The sequence below is a fragment of the Streptomyces sp. NPDC008139 genome (assembly GCF_042957025.1).
GTDB lineage: Bacteria > Actinomycetota > Actinomycetes > Streptomycetales > Streptomycetaceae > Actinacidiphila.
Map to the genome: position 1 here is coordinate 37,605 of NZ_JBIBHM010000013.1, position 23,813 is coordinate 61,417.

The following is a 23,813-nucleotide window of genomic DNA, read 5'->3' on the forward strand; positions in this document are numbered from 1 at the left end:
GCCCCCGCACGCCCCTCCAGGGCGCGGAGCCGCCGTCGCCGCCGCGCGCACGCGCGCGGTTCAGATCCGCGCGGGGGAGGCGGGTTCCGGCCGCGCCCCGCCGGTGAACAGGCCGATCAGGCCGTAGGGCGCGTTGTCGCCGACGCAGAGGTCGAGCATCTCGTGCGCCTCGGCGTAGACGGGCTCGGCGCGCGTGAACAGCGCGGCCTCGTAGGCGGTGAGCGCCGCCTCGACGTCGCCGGGGTACGCGGCGACGGCCTCGCCGAGTTCCGCGCCGTCGAGCATCGCCAGATTCGCGCCGTCGCCGACCGGCGGCATCAGGTGGGCGGCGTCGCCGAGGAGCGTCACGCCCGGCACGCGCTCCCAGCGGTGACCGTCGGGGAGCGTGTGGATCATACGGGCGACGGGGGCGGTCTCGCCGTCGGTGATCAGCGCGGTCAACTCCGGTGCCCAGCCGTCGAATTCGGCCGCGATCCGGGCAGTGGCCGCGGCGGTGTCGGTGGCCGCCAACGCCCGCCTGCTGCCGCCCGGCACCGACCGTACGGCCTCCCTCGACGCCGTCGCCCGGCAGCGGGCCGACCTCGACCCCCCCGAGTACCCCTTCCTGGGCCGGGCCGCGTCCCGGCTGGCCACCACGACGACCGCGAGCAGTTCCTGACGGGCATCGACCTGATCCTCACGGGCGTCATGGCCGCCCGTCGGCCTTAGGCCGCCTGAACCGCCCGGCTCACGGGGAGTGGTTCCAGACCAGCAGCAGATAGCCGCCGAAGTACCCGGACACCAGCGTCAGCGTCGTCACGACCGTGACGGCCGTACCGGTCCTGGCCTTGGCCAGCGCGACGGCGGGCGGGATGAGCAGCGGGAAGGCCGCGACGAGGAAGCGCGCCTTGGAGTGGTAGTAGCCGGAGCCGCCGATCGAGGTGGCCAGCAGCAGGAAGCTGAAGAGCAGCAGCGGCCAGGGCTGCCGGTCGAGCACGCCGAGGACGAAGAGCGCCACGGCCAGCAGCAGGACGACGGTCACCGCGTACAGGTCGAGCGCCGACGGCGTGCTGAGGATGTGCCGGGCGCTGTTGACGGTGAACCGGCCGCCGTCCCACGACGATCCCCAGCCGTCCTTCTGGATGTGGAACCAGCCGTCCAGCCGGTGCACCCGCAGGCCCACCCACACCAGATAGCCGATCCAGCCGGCGGGCGCGATCAGCAGCGCCGCCCACGGGCGCCAGGCGCGCGGCGCGCGGACGATCGCGAACAGCGCGGCCAGGCAGACCACCGGCACCAGCGCGGAGGCGGTCGGCCGGGTCAGCCCGGCGAGCAGGCACAGGAAGGAGCTGGTCAGCCAGTGTTCGCAGAGCAGCGCGTACAGCGTCCAGGCGGCCAGCGCCGTGAACAGGCTCTCGGTGTACGCCATCGACTCGACGACGGCGTGCGGGACGACGCCCCACAGCACGGCGAGCACCACTCCGGCGCGCTGGCCGTACAGCTTCGCGCCGACCGCGTAGATGCCCCAGGCGGCGGCCAGCGCGAAGAGCCAGCCGAGGACGACGCCGGTGGTCGCGGGCCCGGTGGGGGACAGCGCGGCGGTGCCGCGCACCAGTTGGGGGTAGAGCGGGAAGAACGCGAGGTTGCTCTGCGCCGGGGTGCCGTGGTCGTAGCCGTGCTCGATGATGCCCAGGAACCACAGCGAGTCCCATTTGTGGCCCAGCAGCCCCAGCAGGCTCTTGTGTTCCGACCGCGCCCACATCCACAGCATCGCGGTCGCGGCGAGCCGCACCAGCAGATAGCCGAGGACCGCGGGCGCCGCCGCGCGGGCCGCGCGCCGCAGCGCGTCCCCCCGGCCGGTGGCCTCCGCCGCGGGCGTCGGCCGGGCGTGGTCGAGCAGCGCCACGACGCTCCCTCTTTGGCGTGAAAAACGGTGCATACGGGTGAGGTGCAGAATTGCGGCAGTCTATCCGGTCGGTGTACGGCGGTTGTCCCGCACCTGTCCGTCAGCTGTCCCGGCCCCTCGCCGAAGAGCGCCCCGAGCGCGTCCCGCCGCGCGCCCCGGCCCCTCGCCGAAGCCCGCCCCCGAGCGCGTCCCGCCGCGCGCCCCGGCCCCTCGCCGAAGAGCGCCCCGAGCGCGTCCCGCCGCGCGCCCCGGCCCCGCTCCGGGTCGCGCCGCTCCGGGCCGCCCCCGCCTCTCAGCTCGCCAGACAGCTCGTGGCCGCCGGGGCCAGCCGCAGCACGACCTCCCGGCCGGGCCGCAGGTCCTGACCGGCCCGCGTGGAGACCGTGACCGGCACGTTCGCCGACCTGACGACGAGTTCGAGCCGGTCGCCCAGGCACTCCGCCGATTCCACCACCCCCGCGTACGCGTTGTCGGCCGGGGCCGCGCGCACCTCGGACCGGGGCGTGCGGTGGCGGCGACCGCCGGGTGCGGATCGGGGGGTGCGGTGGGGGCCACCGCCGGGTGACGGGGGCGGGGGGTGCGGTGGGGGTTACCGGCGGGTGACCGAGCGGATCCAGGCGAGCTGCTGACCGACGTCCCCGGCCTCGGCGACCTTCTCCCGGTCGGAGCCGTCGAAGACGCCGAGGAGGGTTTCCGCGCCGTGCGGCGCGACGCTCATCACCGGGCCGCCGGAGTCCCCGCCCGCGGGGATCCCGGACACCTTCACCATGCAGAAGTCCGAGCCGCCCGGCGCGGTGGCGCCTTCGCACCGCGGGTCGTCCGGCCGGACGACCCGCAGCCGCGACTGCTTGAGCACCGGTGACTGGCAGGAGTTCTCGTCCCCGGCGCACGTCGCGCCCCACCCGTACACCCGCACGCTCCGGCCGGGGCGGACGGGCGCGGTGGACAGGCGCGCCGTGCGGACGTTCATGGCCGGCACCTCGACCAGCATCATGTCGGCGACGGCGCTTCCCACGCGCCCGCCGGGCACCGGCCGGACCGTCGTGCCCTTGCGGACGTCGAGGCTGCCCACCCGGAACGTGATCCGCTTGTCCGCGACCGGCCGCGCCTGCTCGAAGAAGCAGTGCGACGCGGTCAGAATCCACCGGCGCGTCACGGCCGTCCCGGTGCACACCGGCTTTCCGTCGACGAACATCCGCACCGCCCACGGCCCGTACGTGCTCTTCGACCCGCCGATCACCGCGGAGGCCGGCGCCGACGCCATCACGATCCCCGTCACGGCCACCAGCACGGCCGTCAGCAGCACCCGAATCCGCCCGGCCATCCGCGACCACCCCTCACGCTCACCCGGCATCGCTCCCGCCGGCGCCACTGGCACCACTTCCGCCACTTCCGAAACTTCCGCCCATGAGCGTACGCGCCGACCCCCGGCTTTCCGGGCTCACTCCGTGCCGTCGGCGGGGTGCGGCGTGAACCAGAACGCGTGAACCAGAAGGCGTGAACCAGAACGTCGGGACCGGATGCGTACCGGGCGCCACGTCGGTCAGCCGCCACCCGGCGCATCCGGCCCGGAGTTCGTCGGCGGTGACACCGGAGACGGGGGGATCACCCAGTCGGGGCGCCAGGTCCCGGCGGCGTCGTGGGCGGTCGTCGCGGCGGCGAGGTGGGCGCGCAGAACGGCCAGCGCCGGGTGGGGGTTGTCGCGGTGCCACAGGAGGGCGTGCGGGTAGACGGGGGTGGGATCGGTCACCGGGATACGGCGCAGGCCGTGGCCCGCGGGCCAGATGAGACGGGTGGGCTCGCCCATGAAGGTGGCCAGCGCCGGGGTCTCGGCGATGGTGTCGAGGAGCGCGTCGGAGCCGAAGTTGGGGCCGGTCGCCTCGATGGTGAGGCCGAACTCGTCGACGAGGTCGTCGTAGTAGGCGCCCCACTCGGAGCCGGGGACGATGCCGGGCATCCAGATCCGGTGCCCCACGAGCCGCTCGACGGTCACCGACCGGGCGCCCGCCAGCGCGTGGGCCGGGCCGGTGAGGAGCTGGAGCGGCTCGTCGAGCACCCGTACGGATACGACGTCCTCGGGGAGCGGCAGGCCGGGCGCGGCGACGGCGCGGAAGGTCGCGTCGATCGCACCGGACCTGACGGCGCCGACGGCCGTGCCGAATTCCAGCAGCATCACCACGTCGAGGTCGATCTCGGGGTGCGCCCGGTGGAAGCCGCGCATCAGGCCCGCCTGCGCGCCGCGCGAGGCCATCACGTCGACGCGCAGCGGACGGCGGCCGGGGCGTACGGACGCGACCGCGCGTTCGGCGACGCGCAGCAGTTCGCGCGCGTGGGGCAGGAACGCCTGGCCGTCGATGGTGAGTTCGGCGCCGCGCGGGGCGCGGGCGAACAGCCGCATGCCCAGGGCGCGTTCCAGCGCGGCGACCCGCTTGGAGACCGCCTGCTGAGTGATCGACAGGTCGGCGGCGGCCTTCTGGAACTGGCCCGCGTCCGCGACGGCGACGAAGGTGCGTACGGCTTCGAGGTCCACGTCGATTCACCTTAGTGAACAACGAATGGTTGTGGATCGCGGGCGGTGCGGTTGTTTGACCTGCGGTTGTGCCGCTCGCTTAGCTCTCACCGGTCCACGTCGGCCTGTCGAAGGGGGAGCGCCGCGCATGAGGGGCAGGAGAGCGCTGGGCCGGCCGTTCGGCTGGCTGTGGACGGCGTACGCGGTGAGCGCCTACGGGTCGGGGCTGGGCTTCGGCGCGCTGCCGCTGATCGCGGTGCTGGCCCTGCACGCAGGCCCCGCCGAGGTGTCCGCGCTGTCCGCCGTGGGGCCCGCGGTGGGAGCGCTGATCGCGCTGCCGCTCGCGCCGTGGGTGGAGTTCCGGCGCAAGCGCCCGGTCATGGTCGCGATGGACCTGACCCGGTTCGCGGTCATGGCGACGGTCCCGGCCGCCTACGCCCTCGGCTGGCTCAGCTTCGTCCAACTGCTCGTGGTCTCCGCCGTGTCCGCCGCGGCCAAGATCGCCTTCAACGCCTCCAGCGGCGCCTACCTCAAGGCGCTCGTCCGGCCGGACCACCTGCTCGTGGCCAACGCCCGCTTCGAGTCCACGAACTGGAGCTCCATCGCGGTCGGGCCGCCGCTCGGCGGAGCGGCGATCGGCCTGTTCGGGCCGGTCGTCACCGTCGTGGCCGACGCGCTCAGCTACCTGTGCTCCGCGCTGTGCATCACCGCGATCCGCGGCCGGGAGGACGCGCCGCGGCCCACCGGCACACCGACGACCCGGGCGGGCGCGCTGCTCGACGGCTGGCGGCACCTCCTGGGCCACCCCGGCCTGCGGGCGCTCTACCTCAACCAGCTGCTCGTCGGCGGTCTGATCATGGCCACAGAACCGCTGCTCGCCGTGCTCCTGCTGCGCCAACTCGGCTTCCCGCCCTGGCAGTACGGCCTCGCCTTCGCCGCGCCCTGCGTCGGCGGGCTCATCGGCTCGCGGCTGGCCCGCCGGGTGGTCGCCCGCCACGGGCAGCAGTGGGTCTTCCGGACCGTCGGCACCCTGCGAGCCGTCTGGCTGATCGGGCTGGCCTTCGTCCGGCCCGGCGTCGTCGGCCTGCTCACCGTGATCGCCGTCGAACTGGCGATCATCGTCAACATGAGCCTGTACACACCGGTGCTCGCCACCTACCGGCTCGAACACACTCCCCGGCACCTCGTCGCCCGGACCCTGTCGGCCTGGTCGATCGGCCAGCAGACGGCCATCGCCGTCCTCACCGCGCTCGCCGGGCTGCTCGCCGACGTCACCAGCCCGCGCACCGCCCTCACAGTCGCGGGCCTGCTCATCCTGACCACCCCGCTCCTGCTGCCCCGCCGCGACCTCACCCCGAGCCCCGAGCCGGCCTTGGCCCCTGGCCGGCCGTGACCGATCGGGCCCGGGCGGGGGTATCGGCGGATCGCGGCGCCGCCGCCCCGTCGTTGCGGACCGGAACTGACCGCAATCGCGCCTAGCGTCGCGGTCGACAACCGATGTCAGCGAAAGGACCGCGATGCCCGAGAAGACCAATGCCGCGCCCGAGGGCTACACCACGGTGGCGCCCTGGGTGGTCACCGACGACACGGGGGCGTTCCTCGACTTCGTGGCCGCGGCGTTCGGGGGTGAGGAGCTCGGGCGGGTGGCGACGGAGGACGGCCTGATCGGACACGGCGAGATCCGTATCGGCGACACCGTGGTGCTGGCCTTCGACCGGCACGCGGACTGGCCCGTCGTGCCGAGCCTGCTGCGGGTGTTCGTCGCCGACGCCGACGAGGCGTTCGCGCGGGCCGTCGCGGCCGGCGGCCGTATCGTCACGGAGCTGGCCGACGACGCCTTCGGGCAGCGCGGCGGGCGGATCAAGGACCCCTTCGGCAACATCTGGTGGGTGGTCAGCCGCGTGGAGGAGGTCTCCGCGGACGACATGTGGAAAAGGCTGGAGGACCCCGTGTACGCCGAGGCCATGCGCGTGGCCCAGGAGACCCTCGACGCCGAGCTGAGCGGCCGGGCCGGCCGCAGCAGCGCCCCCGTCAGGACCTGGCCCCGTGGCCAGGATGCGTAAGGCGTACGTCAATCGGCCGTCGTCAGCGCGTCGGCGGTGAACCTCCGGCGCCAGGCGAGCGCGACGTGGACGAGGCCGATCAGGACGGGGACCTCGATCAGCGGGCCGACGACCCCGGCCAGCGCCTGGCCGGAGGTGACCCCGAAGGTGGCGACGGCGACCGCGATGGCCAGCTCGAAGTTGTTGCCCGCCGCGGTGAACGCGAGGGTCGCGGTGCGGTCGTAGGCGAGACCGACCCCCTTGCCGAGGAGGAAGGCGCCGAAGAACATGACCGCGAAGTAGACCAGCAGCGGAGCCGCGATCCGTACGACGTCCTGCGGGCGCGAGGTGATCGTCCCGCCTTGGAGGGCGAAGAGGACGACGATCGTGAACAGCAGCCCGTACAGCGCCCACGGGCCGATCCTCGGCAGGAACGCGCTCTCGTACCGCTCGCGCCCCACGCGCCGCTCGCCGACGCGGCGCGTGAGGAACCCCGCGAGCAGGGGCACGCCGAGGAAGACGACGACGTTCAGTGCGATGTGCCAGGCGGAGACGTCCAGGCCCTGGCCGTCGCCGAGATTGAGCAGACGCGGCAGCAGGTCCAGGTAGAACCAGCCGAGCAGCCCGAACGCGAGCACCTGGAACACCGAGTTGAGGGCGACCAGGACGGCCGCGGCCTCGCGGTCGCCGCACGCGAGGTCGTTCCAGATGATGACCATGGCGATGCAGCGGGCGAGTCCCACGATGATCAGACCGGTGCGGTACTCGGGCAGGTCCGGCAGGAAGAGCCAGGCCAGCGCGAACATGATCGCGGGCCCGACGACCCAGTTGAGGACCAGGGAGGACGCCATCAGCTTCCGGTCGCCGGTGACGCGGTCGAGCCGGTCGTAGCGGACCTTGGCCAGCACCGGGTACATCATCACGAGCAGACCGAGCGCGATCGGCAGCGAGACCCCGCCGATCTCGGTCTTCGCGAGCGCGTCGTTCAGCCCCGGGACGGCGCGGCCCAGCCCCAGACCGGCCCCCATCGCGGCCAGGATCCAGACCGCGAGGTAGCGGTCCAGGGCGGAGAGCTTCCCGACGACCGAGTCGCGCGGGGCCGGACCGCCGCCCGGTGAGTGGGCGGCGGCGGGCTCCGCCGAGGTCACGGGCCGGGGCTCAGCGGCGGTCACGGGCACGCCCGCTTGTTCTCGGCGGCGGCACGCGCGGACTCCGCGAGCGCGGCGAACCGCTCGGACAGTCCGGCCAGCACCTCGGGGCGCAGCTTGTAGTAGACGAACCGGCCGCAGGGCTCGGTGTCCACCACGCCCGCCTCACGCAGGACCTTCATGTGGTTGGAGAGATTGGTCTGCCTGGCTCCGGTCTCCTCGACCAGGTGCGTGGTGCACAGGGTCTCGCGGGCGAGCAGGGTCACGATCCGGAGCCTGAGCGGGTCGGCCAGCACCCGCATCAGATCAGTGTCGACTGATGTCAGCATAGACTGATACTGTCACACATCAGTCGCCGCTGATACTAGCGGGGGCTGAACCGTTCGTTCGCCCCGCCAAGTCGCCTCACCAAGCCGTCCCATCACGCCGTTCAACCGAGGAAGGAACAGGGAAGTCCCATGTCCGACAAGCCTTCCGTCCTGTTCGTCTGCGTCCACAACGCCGGCCGCTCGCAGATGGCCGCCGCGTGGCTCACCCACCTGGCCGGGGACCGCGTCGAGGTCCGCTCCGCCGGGTCCGACCCGGGCGCCGCCCTCAACCCGGCCGCCGTCCAGGCCATGGCCGAGGTCGGCATCGACATCTCCGCCGAGGCCCCGAAGATCCTCACCGTGGACGCGGTACGCGAGTCCGACGTGTGCGTCACGATGGGCTGCGGCGACACCTGCCCGGTCTTCCCCGGCAAGCGCTACCTCGACTGGAAGCTCGACGACCCGGCCGGCCAGGGCGTCGAAGCCGTGCGCCCGATCCGCGACGAGATCAAGTCCCTGGTCGAGACCCTGCTCCGCGAGATCGCCCCACCCCCCGCCCCCTGACCCCGCCGCCCCCCCGCCGGACGCCGTCCCTCCCGCTCCCACTCCCGCCCCCGCCCGGTGCGCCGAGAAGCCCGAACGACAGCCCTCCGCCGCCGCGCGCGATCGTCTCGCGGGCCTTGCTTTGTGAGAGGCTAGGCCGCGTGAACCGGTTGGCTGACGCGACCTCGCCCTATCTTCTCCAGCACGCCGCGAATCCCGTGGACTGGTGGCCGTGGGGGGCGGAGGCGTTCGCGGAGGCGCGCAAGCGCGGTGTGCCGGTGCTGCTGAGCGTGGGGTACAGCGCGTGCCACTGGTGCCATGTGATGGCGCACGAGTCCTTCGAGGACGAGGTGACGGCCGCGTATCTCAACGAGCACTTCGTGTCGGTGAAGGTGGACCGCGAGGAGCGGCCGGACGTCGACGCCGTGTACATGGAGGCCGTGCAGGCGGCCACCGGTCAGGGCGGCTGGCCGATGACGGTGTTTCTGACGCCGGAGGGCGAGCCGTTCTACTTCGGTACGTACTTCCCGCCGGCCGCGCGGCAGGGGATGCCCGGGTTCCGGGACGTGCTGGAGGGCGTCGTCGCGGCGTGGCGGGACCGGCGCGAGGAGGTCGCGGATGTCGCGACGCGGATCGTCCGGGACCTGGCCGAGCGGGCCGACGCGTACGGCGCGGCCGTCCATCCGGGTGAAGGCGAACTGTCGGCGGCGCTGCTCGGGCTGACCCGTGAATACGACGCGCGGCGCGGCGGGTTCGGCGGGGCGCCGAAGTTCCCGCCGTCCATGGCGCTGGAGTTCCTGCTGCGGCACCACGCGCGGACCGGCGCCGAGGGCGCGTTGCAGATGGCCCGCGACACCTGCGAGGCGATGGCGCGCGGCGGGATCTACGACCAACTCGGCGGCGGCTTCGCCCGGTACGCGGTCGACCGGACCTGGACCGTGCCGCACTTCGAGAAAATGCTCTATGACAACGCGCTGCTCACCCGCGTGTACGCGCACCTGTGGCGGGCCACCGGCTCCGACTTCGCGCGCCGCGTCGCGCTGGAGACCGCGGACTTCATGATCGCCGAACTGGCCACGGACGAGGGCGGGTTCGCGTCCGCGCTGGACGCCGACAGCGACGACGGCACCGGCAAGCACGCCGAGGGCGCCTACTACGCGTGGACGCCCGCGCAGCTCACCGAGGTACTGGGCGCGGCCGACGGGGAGTTCGCGGCGGGCTACTTCGGCGTCACCGAGGAGGGCACCTTCGAGGAGGGCGCCTCCGTACTCCAACTCCCGCAGGGCAACGGCGTGGTGGACGCCGACCGGGTCGCCTCCGTACGCGAACGGCTGCTCACCGCCCGCGCGTCGCGCCCCCGTCCGGGGCGCGACGACAAGGTGGTCGCCGCGTGGAACGGCCTGGCCATCGCCGCGCTCGCCGAGACCGGCGCCTACTTCGACAGGCCCGACCTCGTACAGGCCGCGGTCGACGCCGCCGACCTGCTCGTACGCGTCCACATGGACGAACGCGGACGGCTCTCGCGCACCTCGCGCGACGGCGTCGCAGGGGCCAACGACGGTGTGCTGGAGGACTACGGCGATGTCGCCGAGGGCTTCCTGGCGCTCGCGTCGGTGACCGGCGAGGGCGTCTGGCTGGACTTCGCCGGACTGCTGCTCGACTCCGTCATCGTCCACTTCACCGCGGACGACGGAGGGCTGTACGACACCGCCGACGACGCCGAGACCCTGATCCGCCGCCCGCAGGACCCCACCGACAACGCGACGCCGTCCGGCTGGACCGCCGCCGCCGGTGCGCTGCTCACGTACGCCGCCCACACCGGCTCCGACGCCCACCGCACCGCCGCGGAAAGGGCGTTGGGCGTCGTCGGCGCGCTCGCCTCCCGCGCCCCGCGGTTCGTCGGCTGGGGTCTGGCCGTCGCCGAGGCCGCCCTCGACGGGCCGCGCGAGGTCGCCGTCGTCGGCGCGGTCGGCGATCCCCTGACCGATGAACTCCACCTCACCGCGCTGCTCGGCGCCGCGCCCGGCGCCGTGGTCGCGGTCGGCGAGGAGGGCAGTACGGAATTCCCGCTGCTGCACGCCCGGCCGACGCGCGCCGGGCAGGCCGCCGCGTACGTCTGCCGCAACTTCGTCTGCGACGCGCCGACGTCCGACGCCCGCACCCTGCGCTCGCAGCTCCGCTCCGACGTGTGGACCGGACCCCGGCCGAGCTAGCCGGTCCCCCTGCGGGGGTGCGCGCTCAGCCACGACGCTCCTGCGGGTCACCGGCCGCCGCGGCGGGGCAGTTCGGTGGTGTCCGGACCACCGGGCGGTGGTGGGTTGCTCGCGCAGTTCCTCGCGCCCCTGACGGGGCGCACCGTCTTTCGCTCGGACGGCGAGCCGATCTTTAAGGGGCGCGGGGCTGTGTGTGATCTGCGGCTGCCGCCGCGTGGGCGCGGTCAGCCACGACGCTGCCGCAGGTCACCGCCCGCCCTGGTGGGGCGGTTCGGTGGTGTCCGGACCACGGGGCGGTGGGGGCCGGGGGGCTCAGTCACAGGGCTTCGCGCCGGGGGAGCCGCGCGTGGTCAGAACTCCAGGCCACCGCGCAGCAGGCCGAGGGCGCGGTCGAGGAGGGGTAGGAGGTCTTCGGTGCGGCCCTGCTCGACCCAGTACATCGTCGTCTCGTGGATGACGCTGAAGACGGCGGCGGTGAAGACGCGTACTTCGAGGTCGTCGGCCGAGCGGCCGGACCGCTCGGCGATGATGCCGCCGAGCAGCCGACCGGTCTCCGACATGCTTTCGTGGGAGCGGGAGCGGATGGCGGGGACGTCGCGGACCAGTTCCTCGCGCTGAACCATCTCGGCCTGGCCCTCGGGGTCCTGGAGCAGCAGGCTGAGCGATTCGTGCATGACCATTTCCAGCGCCGTCAGCGGTGACTCCTCGGCGGGCCGGGACCGCAGCATCTCGGCCATGCCCGCGTCGTACTCGTCCGTGAGGACGATGTCCTCCTTGGTGGGGAAGTACCGGAAGACGGTGCTCGGTGAGACGTCCGCCTCGGCCGCGATCTGGTCGACGGGGGTGGCGTCGTACCCCTGCTCGGCGAAGAGCCGGTAGGCGGCGGCGCGGATGGCCTGGCGGGTCTGGGCCTTCTTGCGTTCGCGCAGACCGGTCTTCGCCGGGATGATGCCGCTGGAGCGAGGGGACATGGCGTCATTGTCCGGCATCCGTGGTGTGTTCTGCCACGGGCAGCGGCTCCCCGGCGCGGGTGTCGGAGCCGGTCACGGCGCCGGTCACGCTGCCGGGCGCGGCGTCGCTCCCGGACCCGGACACGTATCCGGACCCGTCTCCAGATCCCTTCGCGCCCCCGTCGGCCGCGCCCCCGTCCGTCGCTTTCCCGGTGCGCGGGTTCGGCAGGAAGGCCGCCACCAGCGCGGCGGCCACCAGGGACGCGACACCGCAGACGGTGAGGACGACGCTCATGCCGTGCAGGTACGCGGCGTCGGCGGCGGTGGCCAGCGCGCGGTCGCCCAGGGAGGCGGCGACGGCGTGCGCGCCGACGACGGAGTCCTTGGCGGTGTGCGCGGCGGCCGAGGACAGGTCGCCGGTGTCCAGCCGTCCGGTGTACCCGGCGGCGAGGACGCTGCCGAGGATGGCGACGCCGATCGCGCCGCCGGTCTGCCGCAGCGTCTGGAGCAGTCCCGAGCCGCTGCCCGCGCGCTCGCGGGGGAGCGCGCCGAGCGCGCTGTCCATGGCGGGCACGATGGCGAGGCCGAAGCCGAGCCCGGCGATCGACAGCCACAGGGCGATGACGCCGTAGCCGTCACCGACGCTCGTGGTGCTGCCGAGGAAGGCCGCGCCCGCCAGGACGGCGAGTCCGCCGACGATCACCGGCCGCGGGCCGAACCGCTTGACCAGCGGGGAGCCCGCGCGGGCGGAGAACATCAGCCCGCCCATCATCGGCAGCAGCCGCAGACCGGTGCCGAACGCGTCGTAGCCCAGGGAGGTCTGGAGGTAGGACGGCAGGACGAAGAGCAGCCCGGTGAGGATGAAGGTGACCAGGGTGGCGGCGACCGCGTTCCACACGAAACCGCGCTGCCGCAGCAGGGTCAGGTCGAGCATCGGCCTGCTCACCCCGCGCTCGCGCAGCACCAGCCCGGCGATCAGCGCGACCCCGCCGAACAGCATCAGCAGCACCAGCGGGTCGCCCCAGCCCCGGTCGGGCGCCTCGATGATGCCGAAGACCAGGGCGCCGAGGCCCCCGGCGGCGAACACCGTGCTGGGGACGTCCACCCGGGGCGCGGCGGGGTCGCGGGTCTCGGGCAGCAGCGTCATGCAGGCGACGACGCTCAGGCCGACCAGCGGGATGTTGATCAGGAAGACCGAGCCCCACCAGAAGTGTTCGAGCAGCGTGCCGCCGATGATCGGGCCGAGCGGCATGCCGAGCGCCATCGCGGTGGACACGATCGCGACCGCCCGCGACCGCTCCTGCCCGCTGAACATCGACGGCAGCACCGACAGCGCCAGCGGCAGGATGAAGGCCCCGCCGACGCCCATCACCGTACGGGCGGCGATCACCGGTCCAGGGGTGTGCGCCAGCACGCCGAGCATCGATCCGGCCAGGAACACGATGAGGCCCGTGACCAGCATCCGGCGCCGTCCGAACCGGTCGCCCAGCAGGCCCGCCGGGAGCATCGCGGCGGCGAAGACGACGGTGTACGAGTCCACGATCCACTGCATGTCGCCGGTGTCGGCGCCGATCTGCGCGGACATCGTCGGCAGCGCCACGTTGAGGATCGTCGTGTCGAAGCTGAGGACGAGGACGCTGGCGATGATCGCGAGCAGTGCCAGCCAGCGCCGCGGGTCCGCCTGCGGCGGGGCTTGCGCGTCCGCCGGGGGCGGGGCCGGGGAGGAAGAGGTTGCCATGACGGCTCCTGAAGGTCTGTGTCAAATGAGAGTGACTCCTAAAAAAGAGTAGCTGTCAGATCGCCCCATGGGAACCCGCGCGGGTGGGCGCGTCCGCGGGCGGGTGTCGGCGTACGAGCCCTCACTCACCTGCGGGCGCGCGCCGACGTGCGGGCGTACGAAAAAACCCGCCCCCGTGGGGACGGGGGCGGGTGGGTGAAGGGGCGGGCGGCTGCGGCCCGGCGGATTACGGGTGCTGGTAGGCGACCAGCGAGATGCCGATGTAGTGGACGATGAACGCGACCAGCGTGAAGGAGTGGAAGACCTCGTGGAAGCCGAACCAACGCGGTGACGGGTTCGGCCGCTTGAAGCCGTAGACGACGGCGCCGCCGCTGTAGAGCAGGCCGCCGACGATGACGCAGACCATGACGGCCACGCCGCCGGTCCGCAGGAAGTCCGGCAGGAAGAAGACGGCGACCCAGCCGAGCGCGATGTAGCACGGGGTGTAGAGCCAGCGCGGGGCGCCGACCCAGAAGACGCGGAAGGCGATTCCGGCGAGCGCGCCCGCCCAGACGACCCACAGCAGCGCCTTCGAGGTGTCGCCGGGCAGCAGCAGGATCGCCAGCGGCGTGTACGTGCCCGCGATGATCAGGAAGATGTTCGCATGGTCAAGTCGTCGCAAAATTGCTTCGCCCCGCGGGCCCCAGTTGCCCCGGTGGTAGAGCGCGCTCACGCCGAACAGTGCGCACGCGGTCACGGTGAAGACCGCGCAGGAGATACGCCCCCTGGTGCTCTGGGCGAAGGCGGTGAGCACGACTCCCGAGACGAGCACGGCGGGGAACATCCCCGCGTGCAACCACCCTCTGAGCTTGGGCTTCACGGGGATCGGCAAGTCGACGCCGTCGACGATGGGGGACACCTCTGAAGTGTCGTTGCCAAGGACCATGCCGTCAATCCTACCTACGGTCGCGTAAGTTACCTGTTAGTAGCTTGAAGGGTGGCGCGGGAACGTTCCCGAGTGGTGATGCTCACTCGCGGCGCCCTGGACAGAATCATTTGATGGGGCCCACACTCATATGAGTGCGGTCGGTACCGGATGAGCACTCCACGAACGCGTCCGGGCCGCAGCCCCCAAGGGGCCGAGAACCAAACCCTCAATTTGTGACGCCGGTTCTGTGCGGACCCGGCGGGACGGAGCGATCGTGGCGCGCGGTATTGCGGCTCCCACCAACCATCAGGAACTGACCCGCTGGGTCGGCGAGATCGCCGAACTCACCCAGCCCGACGAGATCGTGTGGTGCGACGGCTCGGAGGCGGAGTACCACCGCCTGGCCGGAGAACTCGTCGCCAAGGGCACCTTCACCAAGCTCGATCCGACCCTGCGCCCCAACTCGTACTACGCGGCCTCCGACCCCTCGGACGTGGCGCGGGTCGAGGACCGGACCTTCATCTGCTCGGAGAACGAGGCGGACGCGGGACCGACCAACCACTGGAAGGCCCCCGCCGAGATGCGGGAGATCTTCACCGGCGACAAGGGCGTCTTCCGCGGCTCGATGAAGGGCCGCACGATGTACGTCGTGCCCTTCTGCATGGGCCCGGTCGGCTCACCGCTGTCCGCCATCGGCGTGGAGATCACCGACTCCGCGTACGTCGCCGTCTCCATGCGCACGATGACCCGGATGGGTCAGGCCGTGCTGGACGAACTGGGCACCGACGGCTTCTTCGTCAAGGCCGTGCACACCCTGGGCGCCCCGCTCGAAGAGGGCCAGGCCGACGTGCCGTGGCCGTGCAACACCACCAAGTACATCTCGCACTTCCCCGAGAGCCGCGAGATCTGGTCCTACGGCTCCGGCTACGGCGGCAACGCCCTGCTCGGCAAGAAGTGCTACGCGCTGCGCATCGCCTCCGTCATGGCCCGCGACGAGGGCTGGCTCGCCGAGCACATGCTGATCCTCAAGCTCACCCCGCCCAAGGGGGGACCCGAGGCCGTCAAGTACGTCGCCGCCGCGTTCCCCTCCGCCTGCGGCAAGACCAACCTCGCGATGCTGGAGCCCACCGTCTCCGGCTGGACCGTCGAGACCATCGGCGACGACATCGCCTGGATGCGCTTCGGCGAGGACGGCCGCCTGTACGCCATCAACCCCGAGGCCGGTTTCTTCGGCGTGGCGCCCGGCACCGGAGAGCACACCAACTCCAACGCGATGAAGACGATGTACGGCAACTCCGTCTTCACCAATGTCGCCCTCACCGACGACGGCGACGTGTGGTGGGAGGGCATGACCGAGGAGCCGCCCGCGCACCTCACGGACTGGAAGGGCCAGGACTGGACGCCGCAGTCCGGCACGCCCGCCGCCCACCCCAACGCGCGCTTCACCGTCCCCGCCGCGCAGTGCCCGATCATCGCGCCCGAGTGGGAGGACCCGCGCGGCGTCCCGATCTCCGCGATCCTCTTCGGCGGACGCCGCGCCTCGGCCGTACCGCTGGTCACCGAGTCCTTCGACTGGCAGCACGGCGTCTTCCTCGGCGCCAACGTCGCCAGCGAGAAGACCGCCGCCGCCGAGGGCAAGGTCGGCGAACTGCGCCGCGACCCCTTCGCCATGCTGCCGTTCTGCGGCTACAACATGGGCGACTACTTCGGCCACTGGGTCTCGCTCGGCAAGACGCACGACGCCGCCAAGCTGCCGAAGATCTACTACGTCAACTGGTTCCGCAAGGACGCCGCCGGGCGCTTCGTCTGGCCGGGCTTCGGCGAGAACAGCCGGGTCCTGAAGTGGATCGTCGAACGCCTCAACGGCGAGGCCAAGGGCGTCGAGACCCCCATCGGCATCCTGCCGGCCCCGGGCGACCTCGACACCGAAGGGCTCGACATCTCCCAGGACGACCTCGACCTGCTGCTGTCCGTCGACCGCGAGGTCTGGAAAGAGGAAGCGGCCCTCATCCCCGCCCACCTCGAAACCTTCGGCACCCACACCCCGCGCGAGCTGTGGGACGAGTACGAGTCCCTGGTGGCGCGCCTGGGCTGACGTGGGGGGCGCGGATCGCCCGCGCCCCTTCGCGGTGACCTCCCGCGCCCCTTCGCCGTACCTCTTCCGGGCCCGTACCCCTCCCGGACCCCGTCCCTCTTACGGCACCTGGCTGTAGCCGCCCAGGAAGTCGCCGATGCGGGTGACGGCGTCCGTCAGGTCCTCCTTGGCGGGGAGGGTGACGAGGCGGAAGTGGTCGGGGTCGGGCCAGTTGAAGCCGGTGCCCTGGACGACGAGGATGCGCTCGGCCCGCAGGAGGTCGAGGACCATCTGCTGGTCGTCCTTGATCTTGTGCACCTTGGGGTCGAGGCGCGGGAAGGCGTAGAGGGCGCCCTTGGGCTTCACGCAGGTGACGCCGGGGATGGCGGTCAGGGCCGCGTACGCCGCGTCGCGCTGCTCGGTCAGCCGGCCGCCGGGCAGGACGAGGTCCTTGATGGACTGGCGCCCGCCGAGGGCGGTGGCGATGGCGTGCTGCGCGGGCACATTCGCGCACAGCCGCATGTTCGCCAGGATCGTCAGGCCCTCGATGTAGCTGGTCGCGTGGTCCTTGGGGCCGCAGACCGCGAGCCAGCCGCTGCGGAAGCCCGCCACCCGGTACGCCTTCGACAGACCGTTGAAGGTCAGGGTCATCAGGTCGGGGGCGATGGCGGCGAAGGGGGTGTGCGTCGCGTCGTCGTACAGGATCTTGTCGTAGATCTCGTCGGCGCAGACGATCAGCCGGTGCCTGCGGGCGATCTCGGCGATGCCGCGCAGCATCTCGTCGTCGTACACGGCGCCGGTCGGGTTGTTCGGGTTGATGATCACGATCGCCTTGGTGCGGTCGGTGATCTTCCGCTCGATGTCGGCGAGGTCCGGCTGCCACTCCGCCTGCTCGTCGCAGCGGTAGTGCACGGCCGTGCCGCCGGACAGCGAGACCGACGCCGTCCACAGCGGGTAGTCCGGCGCGGGCACCAGCACCTCGTCACCGTCGTCGAGCAGCGCCTGCATCGACATCTGGATCAGCTCCGACACCCCGTTGCCGAGGTAGACGTCCTCGACGTCCAGGTCGATGCCCTTGGTCTGGTAGTGCTGCATCACCGCGCGGCGCGCCGGGAGGATGCCCTTGGAGTTCACATACCCGTGCGCCGTCCCCAGCGACCTGAGCATGTCCTCCAGGATCTCCGGCGGGCACTCGAAGCCGAACGGCGCCGGATTCCCGGTGTTCAGCTCCAGGATGCGGTGACCCGCCGCCTGAAGCCGCATGGCCTCTTCGAGGACCGGGCCCCGGATGTCGTAGCAGACGTTGGCGAGCTTCGTGGACTGGATCACCTGCATGCCGGTCACCTTACGGCCACGTCACGCGCACCGCTCGGTGTTTTCCGCCACGTACCGGCGGACCGGGGGGCGCGGCTGCCAGACTTGGACGGTGTCCTCCCCAGCGGCCGGACCGCCGCCCATGTCGCCGTATGCGTACCTGTACGGCACGCCGTACCCCGACCCGTACGCGTCCTCGTACCCGGCGGTGACCCCGCCGGCCTTCGCTCTGCTCAACGACGAACCCGTGGCCGACGAGACGCGGGACCTGCTCGGTGCCAACCGGGCGGCGGCGCAGCTCACCGGACTGCTGGTGGCCTCGCGCGACGCGACGCCCTTCACCCTCGCGGTTGACGCCGGATGGGGGATGGGCAAGAGCAGCCTGATGCGGCTGGTCGACGTACGGCTCCAGCGGTTCCCCGACGTGCACACCGTCTGGTACAACGCCTGGACCTCGACCGGCGGCGACGCCCTCGAAGGGCTCATCAAATCGGTGCTCAACCAGGTCGACCCCAGCATCCTGCGGCGCGCCCTGCGCCGGATCAGGGCCGGCGGCGCCCTGATGGGCCTGTTACGGGCGCTGACCGTCGTCGCCGCCGGGCCGCTCGGCGTGGCGGGCATGGTCGACGAGCTGTGGAAGCGCCTGTCGGTCGACGCGGGCGCCCGCAACGGCATGCGGGACGCGCTGCGCGACATGGTCGGCGAGTGGACCGCGACGCGCGGCTCCGCGCCCGGCGGCAAACTCCTCGTCATCTTCATCGACGACCTCGACCGCTGCTCGGAGCGGACCTTCCTCGCCGTCTGCGAGGCCGTGAAGGTCTACCTCGACGTGCCGGGCCTCGCCTTCGTCATCGGCTGCGACCGCGCCGCGATCGGCCCCGGCGGACTGCTGCCCGACCTCTCGCCCGCGGGCGCCGCCTTCGTGGAGAAGATCTTCCAGACCAGCTACCGCATCCCCGCCCCCAGCGGCCGGGAGATCCAGGCGTACGTCCGCGCCTGCGCCGAACTGGCCGGTATCGACCACCTGTTGGACCCGCACCTGGTCGAACTCCTCGCCTACCGCGCCGCCCGCAACCCGCGTCGGGTCAAACGCCTGCTCAACGGCCTGCTGTTGGAGGCGAGCCTCAACCCGGTCTGGGCGGGCATCCGCCCCGAGGCCGTCATCCGCACGCTGCTGCTCCAGTACCTCTATCCCGACTTCCACCGCATGATGACGGCGCCCGCCGGGCCCGGCGACGACGCCGACGTGGTGCGCGAATTCCGCACCTACCGCCGGGTCCGCACCCGCCTGTGGTCCCCGGTGCCGCTCGCCGACCCCGACCGGCCGATGGTCGCCGACTTCCTGCGCGCCCACTCCCTGCCGCCGCTGCACGGGCACGAGGACCACGGCACGATCCTCGCCGACCTCGAAGCCCAACTCCCGGTCGGCTTCCCCGACCTGGCGGGCGATCCCGCCTTCGTCTCCCTGGTCGAGGACCTGGTGGCGCTGCCCGAGTCCGAACTGGTGCTGCGACGGCTGCGGCAGGGCACCGAGGACGGCGAGGCGGCTCCGTATCCGCCGCTGGCCGGCCCGTGGGGGAGCGCGCCGCAGCCCGCAGCCGGGCCGCGACCGGCCGGGGACCCTGTGGGGTCACCGGGCCCGAGCGGGTCGTCCGTCGACTACGGCGATACGGGGGTCGGCACGCCGCCGTACCCGGGACCCGTGCAGGGGTACGGGGAGGGGTACGGCTTCCCGCAGAGTGACGGATCGCCGTACGGCTTCCCGCAGAGCGACGGGTCGCCGTACGACCCAGATCCGCTCGAACGGCCGCAGTCGGTGAGCCCCGCGCTCGAAGACCCGGAACTGGCCGGGTACGGCGCCGACGCACCGGTCTGGCACGCGCCGCAACAGGGTTCCGCCTACCCGGCCGGGACGCCGGACCGTACGTTCGCGCTCGCGGTGGCGGCGGGCTTCGCGCGGGGCAGAGGCCGTGCCCTCGCCCAGTTGCGGATGGTGAGCGCCGCCGTGCTCCCGGCCGACACGGAAGCCGAACTCGCCCTGATCTTCGCCGAACAGCGCCCCGCCCTGCTGCTCTGCCACGCGGACTTCGCGGACGAACCGGCCAAGGGCTTCGCGCTGGTACGGGAGGTGAGGTCACGCGGCTACGCGGCCCCGGTGATCTTCTACTCCCGGCGGATCACGCCCAACGACCGGGCCGCCGCCGGGGCGTTGGAGGCGGTCATCACCGACGACCTGACCGCCGTACCGGCGATTGCCGAGACCCTCGCCTCAGGGACTCTCACCCCCGGGTCGTTCGCCGACCAGCCGTTCGCCGCGCCTCGGACCGCCGCACCGAGCGTCCCGCCAGCACGTCCGTCCGACGAGCGTCCTCGATGACGAACCGGCCGTCGATCAGGACGTACGGGATACCGCTGGGCAGGGTGCGGGGGCGGTCGTACGTGGAACCGGCCGCGACGGTGGCCGGGTCGAACAGGACCAGGTCGGCGCGGTAGCCCTCGCGGACCAGGCCGCGATCGGGCAGCCGCAGCCGGGCGGCGGGCCTGCCGGTCAGATGGGCCACGCACTCCTCAAGCGTCAGCACCCCCAACTCCCTGACGTAGCGCCCCAGATACTCGGGGAAGGTGCCGTACGCGCGCGGGTGCGGCTTGTCGCCGCGCAGGATGCCGTCGGAGCCGCCGGTGTGCACGCGGTGCCGCATGATGGCCCGGACGTTCTCCTCGTGACCGACGTGCTGGAGGATCGTGGTGGCGAGCCGGTCCTCCACCAGGAGCCGCCGGGCGGTCGCGAAGTCCGCGATCCTGCGCCCGACATGGGCGGCCAGCGAGCGCTCGCGCACCCCGGCGACCTCGATCACCGACCAGTCGACGGGGACGCCGTGGCTGCCGTCCGCGCCGTCCACCTCCATCACCCGGCGGATTCGCGCCGTCGTCGCGTCGTCGCGCAGCCGGGCCAGCGTCGCCTCGGGGCCGCCCTCGGTGGCCCAACTGGGCAGCATCGCCACGAGGGTTGTGGAGCCGGGAAGGTAGGGGTAGCTGTCCAGCGAGATGTCCGCGCCTGCGGCCAGGGCCGCGTCCAGCAGCGCAAGCAGTTCGGGGGCGCGGCCCTCGTTCTCCGGGAAGTTCATCGTGGCGTGGGCCAAGTGCAGCGCGCAGCCCGCCTGTTCGGTGAGCGCCACCATCTCCTCGTACGCCCGCAGCGCGCCCGCCCCGTACGACCTGTGGTGCGGGCAGTAGTAGCCGTCGTACGCCGCCACCACCCGGCACAGCTCGGTCAGTTCCGCGTCCGACGCGTACATCCCCGGCGTGTACGTCAGCCCCGACGACAGGCCCACCGCGCCCTGGGCCAGGCCGTCGGCGACCAGTTCCTTCATCCGTGCCAGCTCCGCCGCCGTGGCCGGGCGGTCCTCCCACCCCAGCGCCAGCATCCGCACCGTGCCCTGCGGCACCAGATACGCGGCGTTGACCGCGATGCCCCGGTCCAGCCGGTCCAGGTACTCGCCGACGCTCCGCCAGTCGAACTCCACGTCCGAGCCGTCGCCGTTCCACCCCGCGATCTGGGCCCGCATCTGCGCCAACGTCCGGTCGTCGACCGGCGCGTACGACAGGCCGTCCTGGCCGAGGACTTCCAGCGTCACCCCTTGCGCCGCCTTGGCCTCGTGCGACGGGTCCCGCAACAGCGCCAGGTCGCTGTGCGCGTGCATGTCGATGAACCCCGGCGCCAGCGCCAGACCCTCCGCGTCCACCACCCGTCTCGCGGTGAGCCGCCGCCCCCCGTCCTTCCGCCGGATCTCCCCGACCCGGCCCCCCGTCAGCCCCACGTCCGCCACATACGACGCCGCCCCCGTTCCGTCGATGACGCGAGCGTCGCGGAACACGAGATCCATGGCGGGGCCTTTCATGTCGTTACGGTTGCCGCTCATTGCCGCTGGGCCTAGTCCTCAATCGCCGGACGGGCTGGTTGTTGCTTCTGGCAGTTCGCTGACGCCGGCCTTCGTCCTCAATCGCCGGACGGGCTTGGTCATTTGCTCGGGTCTGCCGCCGGTCCTCAATCGCCGGACGGGCTGGTTGTTGCTTCTGGCAGTTCCGCTGACGCCGCGCGTCGTCCTCAATCACCGGACGGGCTGATCCGCTGGCGGCGGGTTGCGTCGTCGATCGGCGGACGGGCTTGGTCATTTGCTCGGGCCTGCGGTTCGTCCCTGATCGCGGGTCGGGCTGCTTGTTGCTTCGCGCGGGTCGGCCGGCGGCGGGCTTCGTCCTCGGTCGCCGGACGGGCTGGTCCGGTGCTTCTGGCGCGTCCGCCCAACCGACCGCCCGTGCCCAGGACTTGGACCCGGTGGTCGTCCCGCCCGGACCCGAGCCGCCTCCCCGCCCATCCCGGCGGCCTCCGCCGAGCCCGTCCGGTGGGCGGCGAAGCCTGCGCCTGCCCGTGCCGCGCCGCCCGCGCCGCCCGCGCCTGCGCCTGCCCGTGCCGCGCCGCCCGAGCCCGTCCGGTGGGCGGCGAAGCCTGCGCCTGCCCGTGCCGCGCCGCCCGCGCCGCCCGCGCCTGCGCCTGCCCGTGCCGCGCCGCCCGCGCCTGCGCCTGCCCGCGCCGCGCGGGCCAGATGGCCCGGCCCGTCCGGGCCCGCTTCCGGCGCGGGCCGCGCCAACCCGCCTTTTCAGCCCGTCCGGCGATTGAGGACATGGGCGGGCGGGTGGGTTAGAAGAAGGTGCGGATGTAGGCGGGGACGGTGGCGTCGGGGGCGGTGACCGGGATGAGGGGCCACTTGTCGAAGGTGGTGCAGGGGTGGGAGAGGCCGAGGGCGACCCAGTCGCCGACGGCGAGGGGGTCGGAGGCGGGGACGGCCAGCCAGGTGTGCTGGTCGGACAGGGCGGTGACGGTGAGCCCGTCCGGCGCCGGACGCGGACCGGCGTCGGCGCGGCGAACCGTCTGGACGGACGGCAGCCCGAGATCGTACGGCGCGTCGCGCTTCCCGGCGTTGAGGAACGCCTGGGTGGGCGAGGGCCGGGAGACGACCTGGGCCCAGAGCCGGAAGGCCGGTTCGAGGGCGCCCTCGTCCGGGACCCGGTTGAACGGCGTACGCCGCCGGTAGTGGTCGTCGTCGTGCGTGACGTACGCCCCGGAGCGCAGCAGCTTCAGGACCGGCCGGGACATCGCGGGCACGTCCGCGAAGACCTCCGCGACGAGGTCGAACCAGGCCGAGCCCCCGGCGCTGACCACAATCTGCTCGGCGTCCCCGAAGAGCCCGTCGGCGTCGAGGGCGCCGGCGAGCGCGACCAGCCGCCGCAGCCAGGCACGTACCCGCTCGGGGTCGGCGTCCGGCACCTCGCCCTCGTACCCGGCGACGCCGATCAGCCGCAGCGTGCCGGTCGCGGCGACGGCCGCCGCGACGGCCGCGCACTCCTCCTCGGTCCTGACACCGGTCCTGGCGCCCTCGCCGCCCGCGAGCTCGACCACGACGTCCAGCCGCCGCCGCGTCCCGGCGTCCCGCAGCGCCGCGTCCATCAGCTCGACACCGCGCACGGAGTCGACGTACGTGACGACGGTGAGGCCGGGGTCGGCGTCGAGCTGACCGCCGATCCAGCGCAGCGCCACCGGGTCGACGACCTCGTTGGCGATGAAGATCCGCGGTACTCCGAACGCCCGGCACACGCGCGCCTGGTGGGGTACGGCGACGGTGATCCCCCAGGCGCCGCGCGCGAGTTGGTCGGCGAAGAGCTGCGGGGCCATGGACGTCTTGCCGTGCGGGGCGAAGGACAGGCCGTGTTGGGCGGTGTACCGCTCCAGCAGGTCGAGGTTGTGCGCGAGGGCGGCCTGGGACAGGACGAGGACGGGCGTGGTGAAGCCGCCGTCGAAGAGGCCGCGGCGCTGGTCGGCCAGCTCGCCGACGGTCAGCCCCTCGGCGTCCGGCGGCAGCCCCTTGAAACGGTGGTCGACCCGCTCCTCGCGCAGCCCCGCCGCCAGCGCCGCCACCCGCTCGGCACCGGCACCGGCAGCGCCTCCCGTGCCGACCCCGCCCCCGTGTCCGCCCACGTCCGCCGTCATCGAACCTCCCGAGTTGCAACATATGCAACGGCCGTTGCATACAGTGATGCAAGCTGTCTAACATCCCCGCGAGTGCCTGGTCAACGGTGCTCCTGCCCACCAGGCCACCGCCGCTCCCGCCGCGGCCCGCAGAAGTGAG

At 72.7% G+C, this 23,813-nt stretch carries 19 protein-coding genes and 1 pseudogene; 7 read left to right on the forward strand and 13 right to left on the reverse strand.

Translation table 11 applies throughout. The features are described from left to right. Nucleotides 1–60: 60 nt before the first annotated feature. Nucleotides 61–513: pseudogene (locus ACFZBB_RS26395) on the reverse strand (FAD-dependent oxidoreductase); the annotation flags it as partial. On the opposite strand from ACFZBB_RS26395, the gene ACFZBB_RS26400 reads away from it, so the two are divergent. Then, nucleotides 500–658 carry a hypothetical protein gene (locus ACFZBB_RS26400; protein ID WP_391127080.1) on the forward strand — a complete coding sequence of 53 codons (159 nt, stop codon included), beginning with the start codon at nt 500–502 and terminating at the stop codon, nt 656–658. The pseudogene ACFZBB_RS26395 and the gene ACFZBB_RS26400 overlap by 14 nt on opposite strands. A 69-nt stretch (nt 659–727) precedes the next feature. On the opposite strand, the gene ACFZBB_RS26405 is transcribed toward ACFZBB_RS26400, so the two are convergent. From ACFZBB_RS26405 to ACFZBB_RS26420, 4 genes are all read right to left on the reverse strand, one after another. Further along, entirely contained in the window at nt 728–1,885 is a 1,158-nt protein-coding gene (locus ACFZBB_RS26405; protein WP_391127083.1) for a hypothetical protein, read from the reverse strand. Between the two features lie 292 nt (nt 1,886–2,177). Continuing rightward, nucleotides 2,178–2,375 carry a TOBE domain-containing protein gene (locus ACFZBB_RS26410; protein ID WP_391127085.1) on the reverse strand — a complete coding sequence of 66 codons (198 nt, stop codon included), beginning with the start codon at nt 2,373–2,375 and terminating at the stop codon, nt 2,178–2,180. A 99-nt stretch (nt 2,376–2,474) separates the two neighbouring features. After that, a complete protein-coding gene (locus ACFZBB_RS26415; RefSeq protein ID WP_391127088.1) occupies nt 2,475–3,209 on the reverse strand; it encodes a trypsin-like serine protease in 735 nt (244 codons plus the stop codon). 219 nt (nt 3,210–3,428) lie between these two features. Continuing rightward, a complete protein-coding gene (locus ACFZBB_RS26420; RefSeq protein ID WP_391127092.1) occupies nt 3,429–4,415 on the reverse strand; it encodes a LysR family transcriptional regulator in 987 nt (328 codons plus the stop codon). Between the two features lie 127 nt (nt 4,416–4,542). Between ACFZBB_RS26420 and ACFZBB_RS26425 the strand changes: the two genes are divergently transcribed. Together ACFZBB_RS26425 and ACFZBB_RS26430 are read left to right on the forward strand one after the other, a co-directional pair. Further along, nucleotides 4,543–5,787, forward strand: a complete 1,245-nt coding sequence (locus ACFZBB_RS26425; RefSeq protein WP_391127095.1) for an MFS transporter — start codon at nt 4,543–4,545, stop codon at nt 5,785–5,787. Nucleotides 5,788–5,911: 124 nt separating this feature from the next. Next, nucleotides 5,912–6,457, forward strand: a complete 546-nt coding sequence (locus ACFZBB_RS26430; RefSeq protein ID WP_391127098.1) for a VOC family protein — start codon at nt 5,912–5,914, stop codon at nt 6,455–6,457. A gap of 8 nt (nt 6,458–6,465) precedes the next feature. On the opposite strand, the gene arsB is transcribed toward ACFZBB_RS26430, so the two are convergent. Both arsB and ACFZBB_RS26440 read right to left on the reverse strand, forming a co-directional pair. Then, entirely contained in the window at nt 6,466–7,584 is a 1,119-nt protein-coding gene (arsB, locus tag ACFZBB_RS26435; protein ID WP_391127102.1) for an ACR3 family arsenite efflux transporter, read from the reverse strand. A 20-nt stretch (nt 7,585–7,604) separates the two neighbouring features. Beyond that, nucleotides 7,605–7,913 carry a metalloregulator ArsR/SmtB family transcription factor gene (locus ACFZBB_RS26440; RefSeq protein ID WP_391127105.1) on the reverse strand — a complete coding sequence of 103 codons (309 nt, stop codon included), beginning with the start codon at nt 7,911–7,913 and terminating at the stop codon, nt 7,605–7,607. Between the two features lie 129 nt (nt 7,914–8,042). On the opposite strand from ACFZBB_RS26440, the gene ACFZBB_RS26445 reads away from it, so the two are divergent. Together ACFZBB_RS26445 and ACFZBB_RS26450 are read left to right on the forward strand one after the other, a co-directional pair. Then, nucleotides 8,043–8,456, forward strand: coding sequence for an arsenate reductase ArsC (locus ACFZBB_RS26445; RefSeq protein ID WP_391127108.1), 414 nt, complete (start codon nt 8,043–8,045; stop codon nt 8,454–8,456). A 140-nt stretch (nt 8,457–8,596) separates the two neighbouring features. Further along, a complete protein-coding gene (locus ACFZBB_RS26450) occupies nt 8,597–10,648 on the forward strand; it encodes a DUF255 domain-containing protein (protein WP_391049134.1) in 2,052 nt (683 codons plus the stop codon). Nucleotides 10,649–10,998: 350 nt separating this feature from the next. Here the strand turns inward: ACFZBB_RS26450 and ACFZBB_RS26455 are convergent, their stop codons facing one another. The 3 genes from ACFZBB_RS26455 to ACFZBB_RS26465 form a co-directional block, all read right to left on the reverse strand. Then, nucleotides 10,999–11,619, reverse strand: coding sequence for a TetR family transcriptional regulator (locus ACFZBB_RS26455; RefSeq protein ID WP_391127111.1), 621 nt, complete (start codon nt 11,617–11,619; stop codon nt 10,999–11,001). A 4-nt stretch (nt 11,620–11,623) separates the two neighbouring features. Continuing rightward, nucleotides 11,624–13,336 carry a DHA2 family efflux MFS transporter permease subunit gene (locus tag ACFZBB_RS26460; RefSeq protein ID WP_391127114.1) on the reverse strand — a complete coding sequence of 571 codons (1,713 nt, stop codon included), beginning with the start codon at nt 13,334–13,336 and terminating at the stop codon, nt 11,624–11,626. A 226-nt stretch (nt 13,337–13,562) separates the two neighbouring features. Further along, the gene (locus ACFZBB_RS26465; protein ID WP_391127117.1) at nt 13,563–14,261 is read right to left on the reverse strand and encodes a hemolysin III family protein; all 699 of its coding nucleotides are present in this window, start codon (nt 14,259–14,261) and stop codon (nt 13,563–13,565) included. Between the two features lie 256 nt (nt 14,262–14,517). Between ACFZBB_RS26465 and ACFZBB_RS26470 the strand changes: the two genes are divergently transcribed. Beyond that, nucleotides 14,518–16,338: a phosphoenolpyruvate carboxykinase (GTP) gene (locus ACFZBB_RS26470; RefSeq protein WP_391127120.1), complete on the forward strand. Its 1,821-nt coding sequence runs from the start codon at nt 14,518–14,520 to the stop codon at nt 16,336–16,338. A 99-nt stretch (nt 16,339–16,437) separates the two neighbouring features. On the opposite strand, the gene ACFZBB_RS26475 is transcribed toward ACFZBB_RS26470, so the two are convergent. After that, entirely contained in the window at nt 16,438–17,652 is a 1,215-nt protein-coding gene (locus ACFZBB_RS26475) for an aminotransferase class I/II-fold pyridoxal phosphate-dependent enzyme (protein ID WP_391127123.1), read from the reverse strand. A gap of 121 nt (nt 17,653–17,773) precedes the next feature. Between ACFZBB_RS26475 and ACFZBB_RS26480 the strand changes: the two genes are divergently transcribed. Beyond that, nucleotides 17,774–20,008: a P-loop NTPase fold protein gene (locus ACFZBB_RS26480; protein ID WP_391127127.1), complete on the forward strand. Its 2,235-nt coding sequence runs from the start codon at nt 17,774–17,776 to the stop codon at nt 20,006–20,008. On the opposite strand, the gene ACFZBB_RS26485 is transcribed toward ACFZBB_RS26480, so the two are convergent. Continuing rightward, nucleotides 19,911–21,515, reverse strand: coding sequence for an amidohydrolase family protein (locus ACFZBB_RS26485; RefSeq protein ID WP_391127507.1), 1,605 nt, complete (start codon nt 21,513–21,515; stop codon nt 19,911–19,913). The genes ACFZBB_RS26480 and ACFZBB_RS26485 overlap by 98 nt on opposite strands. Before the next feature lie 812 nt (nt 21,516–22,327). Beyond that, complete coding sequence (locus tag ACFZBB_RS26490) at nt 22,328–23,674, reverse strand: alanine racemase (RefSeq protein ID WP_391127130.1); 1,347 nt, start codon at nt 23,672–23,674, stop codon at nt 22,328–22,330. Nucleotides 23,675–23,813: the final 139 nt, after the last annotated feature.

Coding starts and splice junctions, on each gene's coding strand:
- ACFZBB_RS26445 (WP_391127108.1), top strand. CDS start 8,043: ATGTCCGACAAGCCTTCCGTCCTGTTCGTCTGCGTCCACAACGCCGGC.
- ACFZBB_RS26490 (WP_391127130.1), bottom strand. CDS start 23,674: ATGACGGCGGACGTGGGCGGACACGGGGGCGGGGTCGGCACGGGAGGC.
- ACFZBB_RS26415 (WP_391127088.1), bottom strand. CDS start 3,209: ATGGCCGGGCGGATTCGGGTGCTGCTGACGGCCGTGCTGGTGGCCGTG.
- ACFZBB_RS26485 (WP_391127507.1), bottom strand. CDS start 21,515: ATGGATCTCGTGTTCCGCGACGCTCGCGTCATCGACGGAACGGGGGCG.
- ACFZBB_RS26455 (WP_391127111.1), bottom strand. CDS start 11,619: ATGTCCCCTCGCTCCAGCGGCATCATCCCGGCGAAGACCGGTCTGCGC.
- ACFZBB_RS26460 (WP_391127114.1), bottom strand. CDS start 13,336: ATGGCAACCTCTTCCTCCCCGGCCCCGCCCCCGGCGGACGCGCAAGCC.
- ACFZBB_RS26430 (WP_391127098.1), top strand. CDS start 5,912: ATGCCCGAGAAGACCAATGCCGCGCCCGAGGGCTACACCACGGTGGCG.
- ACFZBB_RS26475 (WP_391127123.1), bottom strand. CDS start 17,652: ATGCAGGTGATCCAGTCCACGAAGCTCGCCAACGTCTGCTACGACATC.
- ACFZBB_RS26440 (WP_391127105.1), bottom strand. CDS start 7,913: ATGCTGACATCAGTCGACACTGATCTGATGCGGGTGCTGGCCGACCCG.
- ACFZBB_RS26425 (WP_391127095.1), top strand. CDS start 4,543: ATGAGGGGCAGGAGAGCGCTGGGCCGGCCGTTCGGCTGGCTGTGGACG.
- ACFZBB_RS26465 (WP_391127117.1), bottom strand. CDS start 14,261: ATGGTCCTTGGCAACGACACTTCAGAGGTGTCCCCCATCGTCGACGGC.
- ACFZBB_RS26480 (WP_391127127.1), top strand. CDS start 17,774: ATGTCGCCGTATGCGTACCTGTACGGCACGCCGTACCCCGACCCGTAC.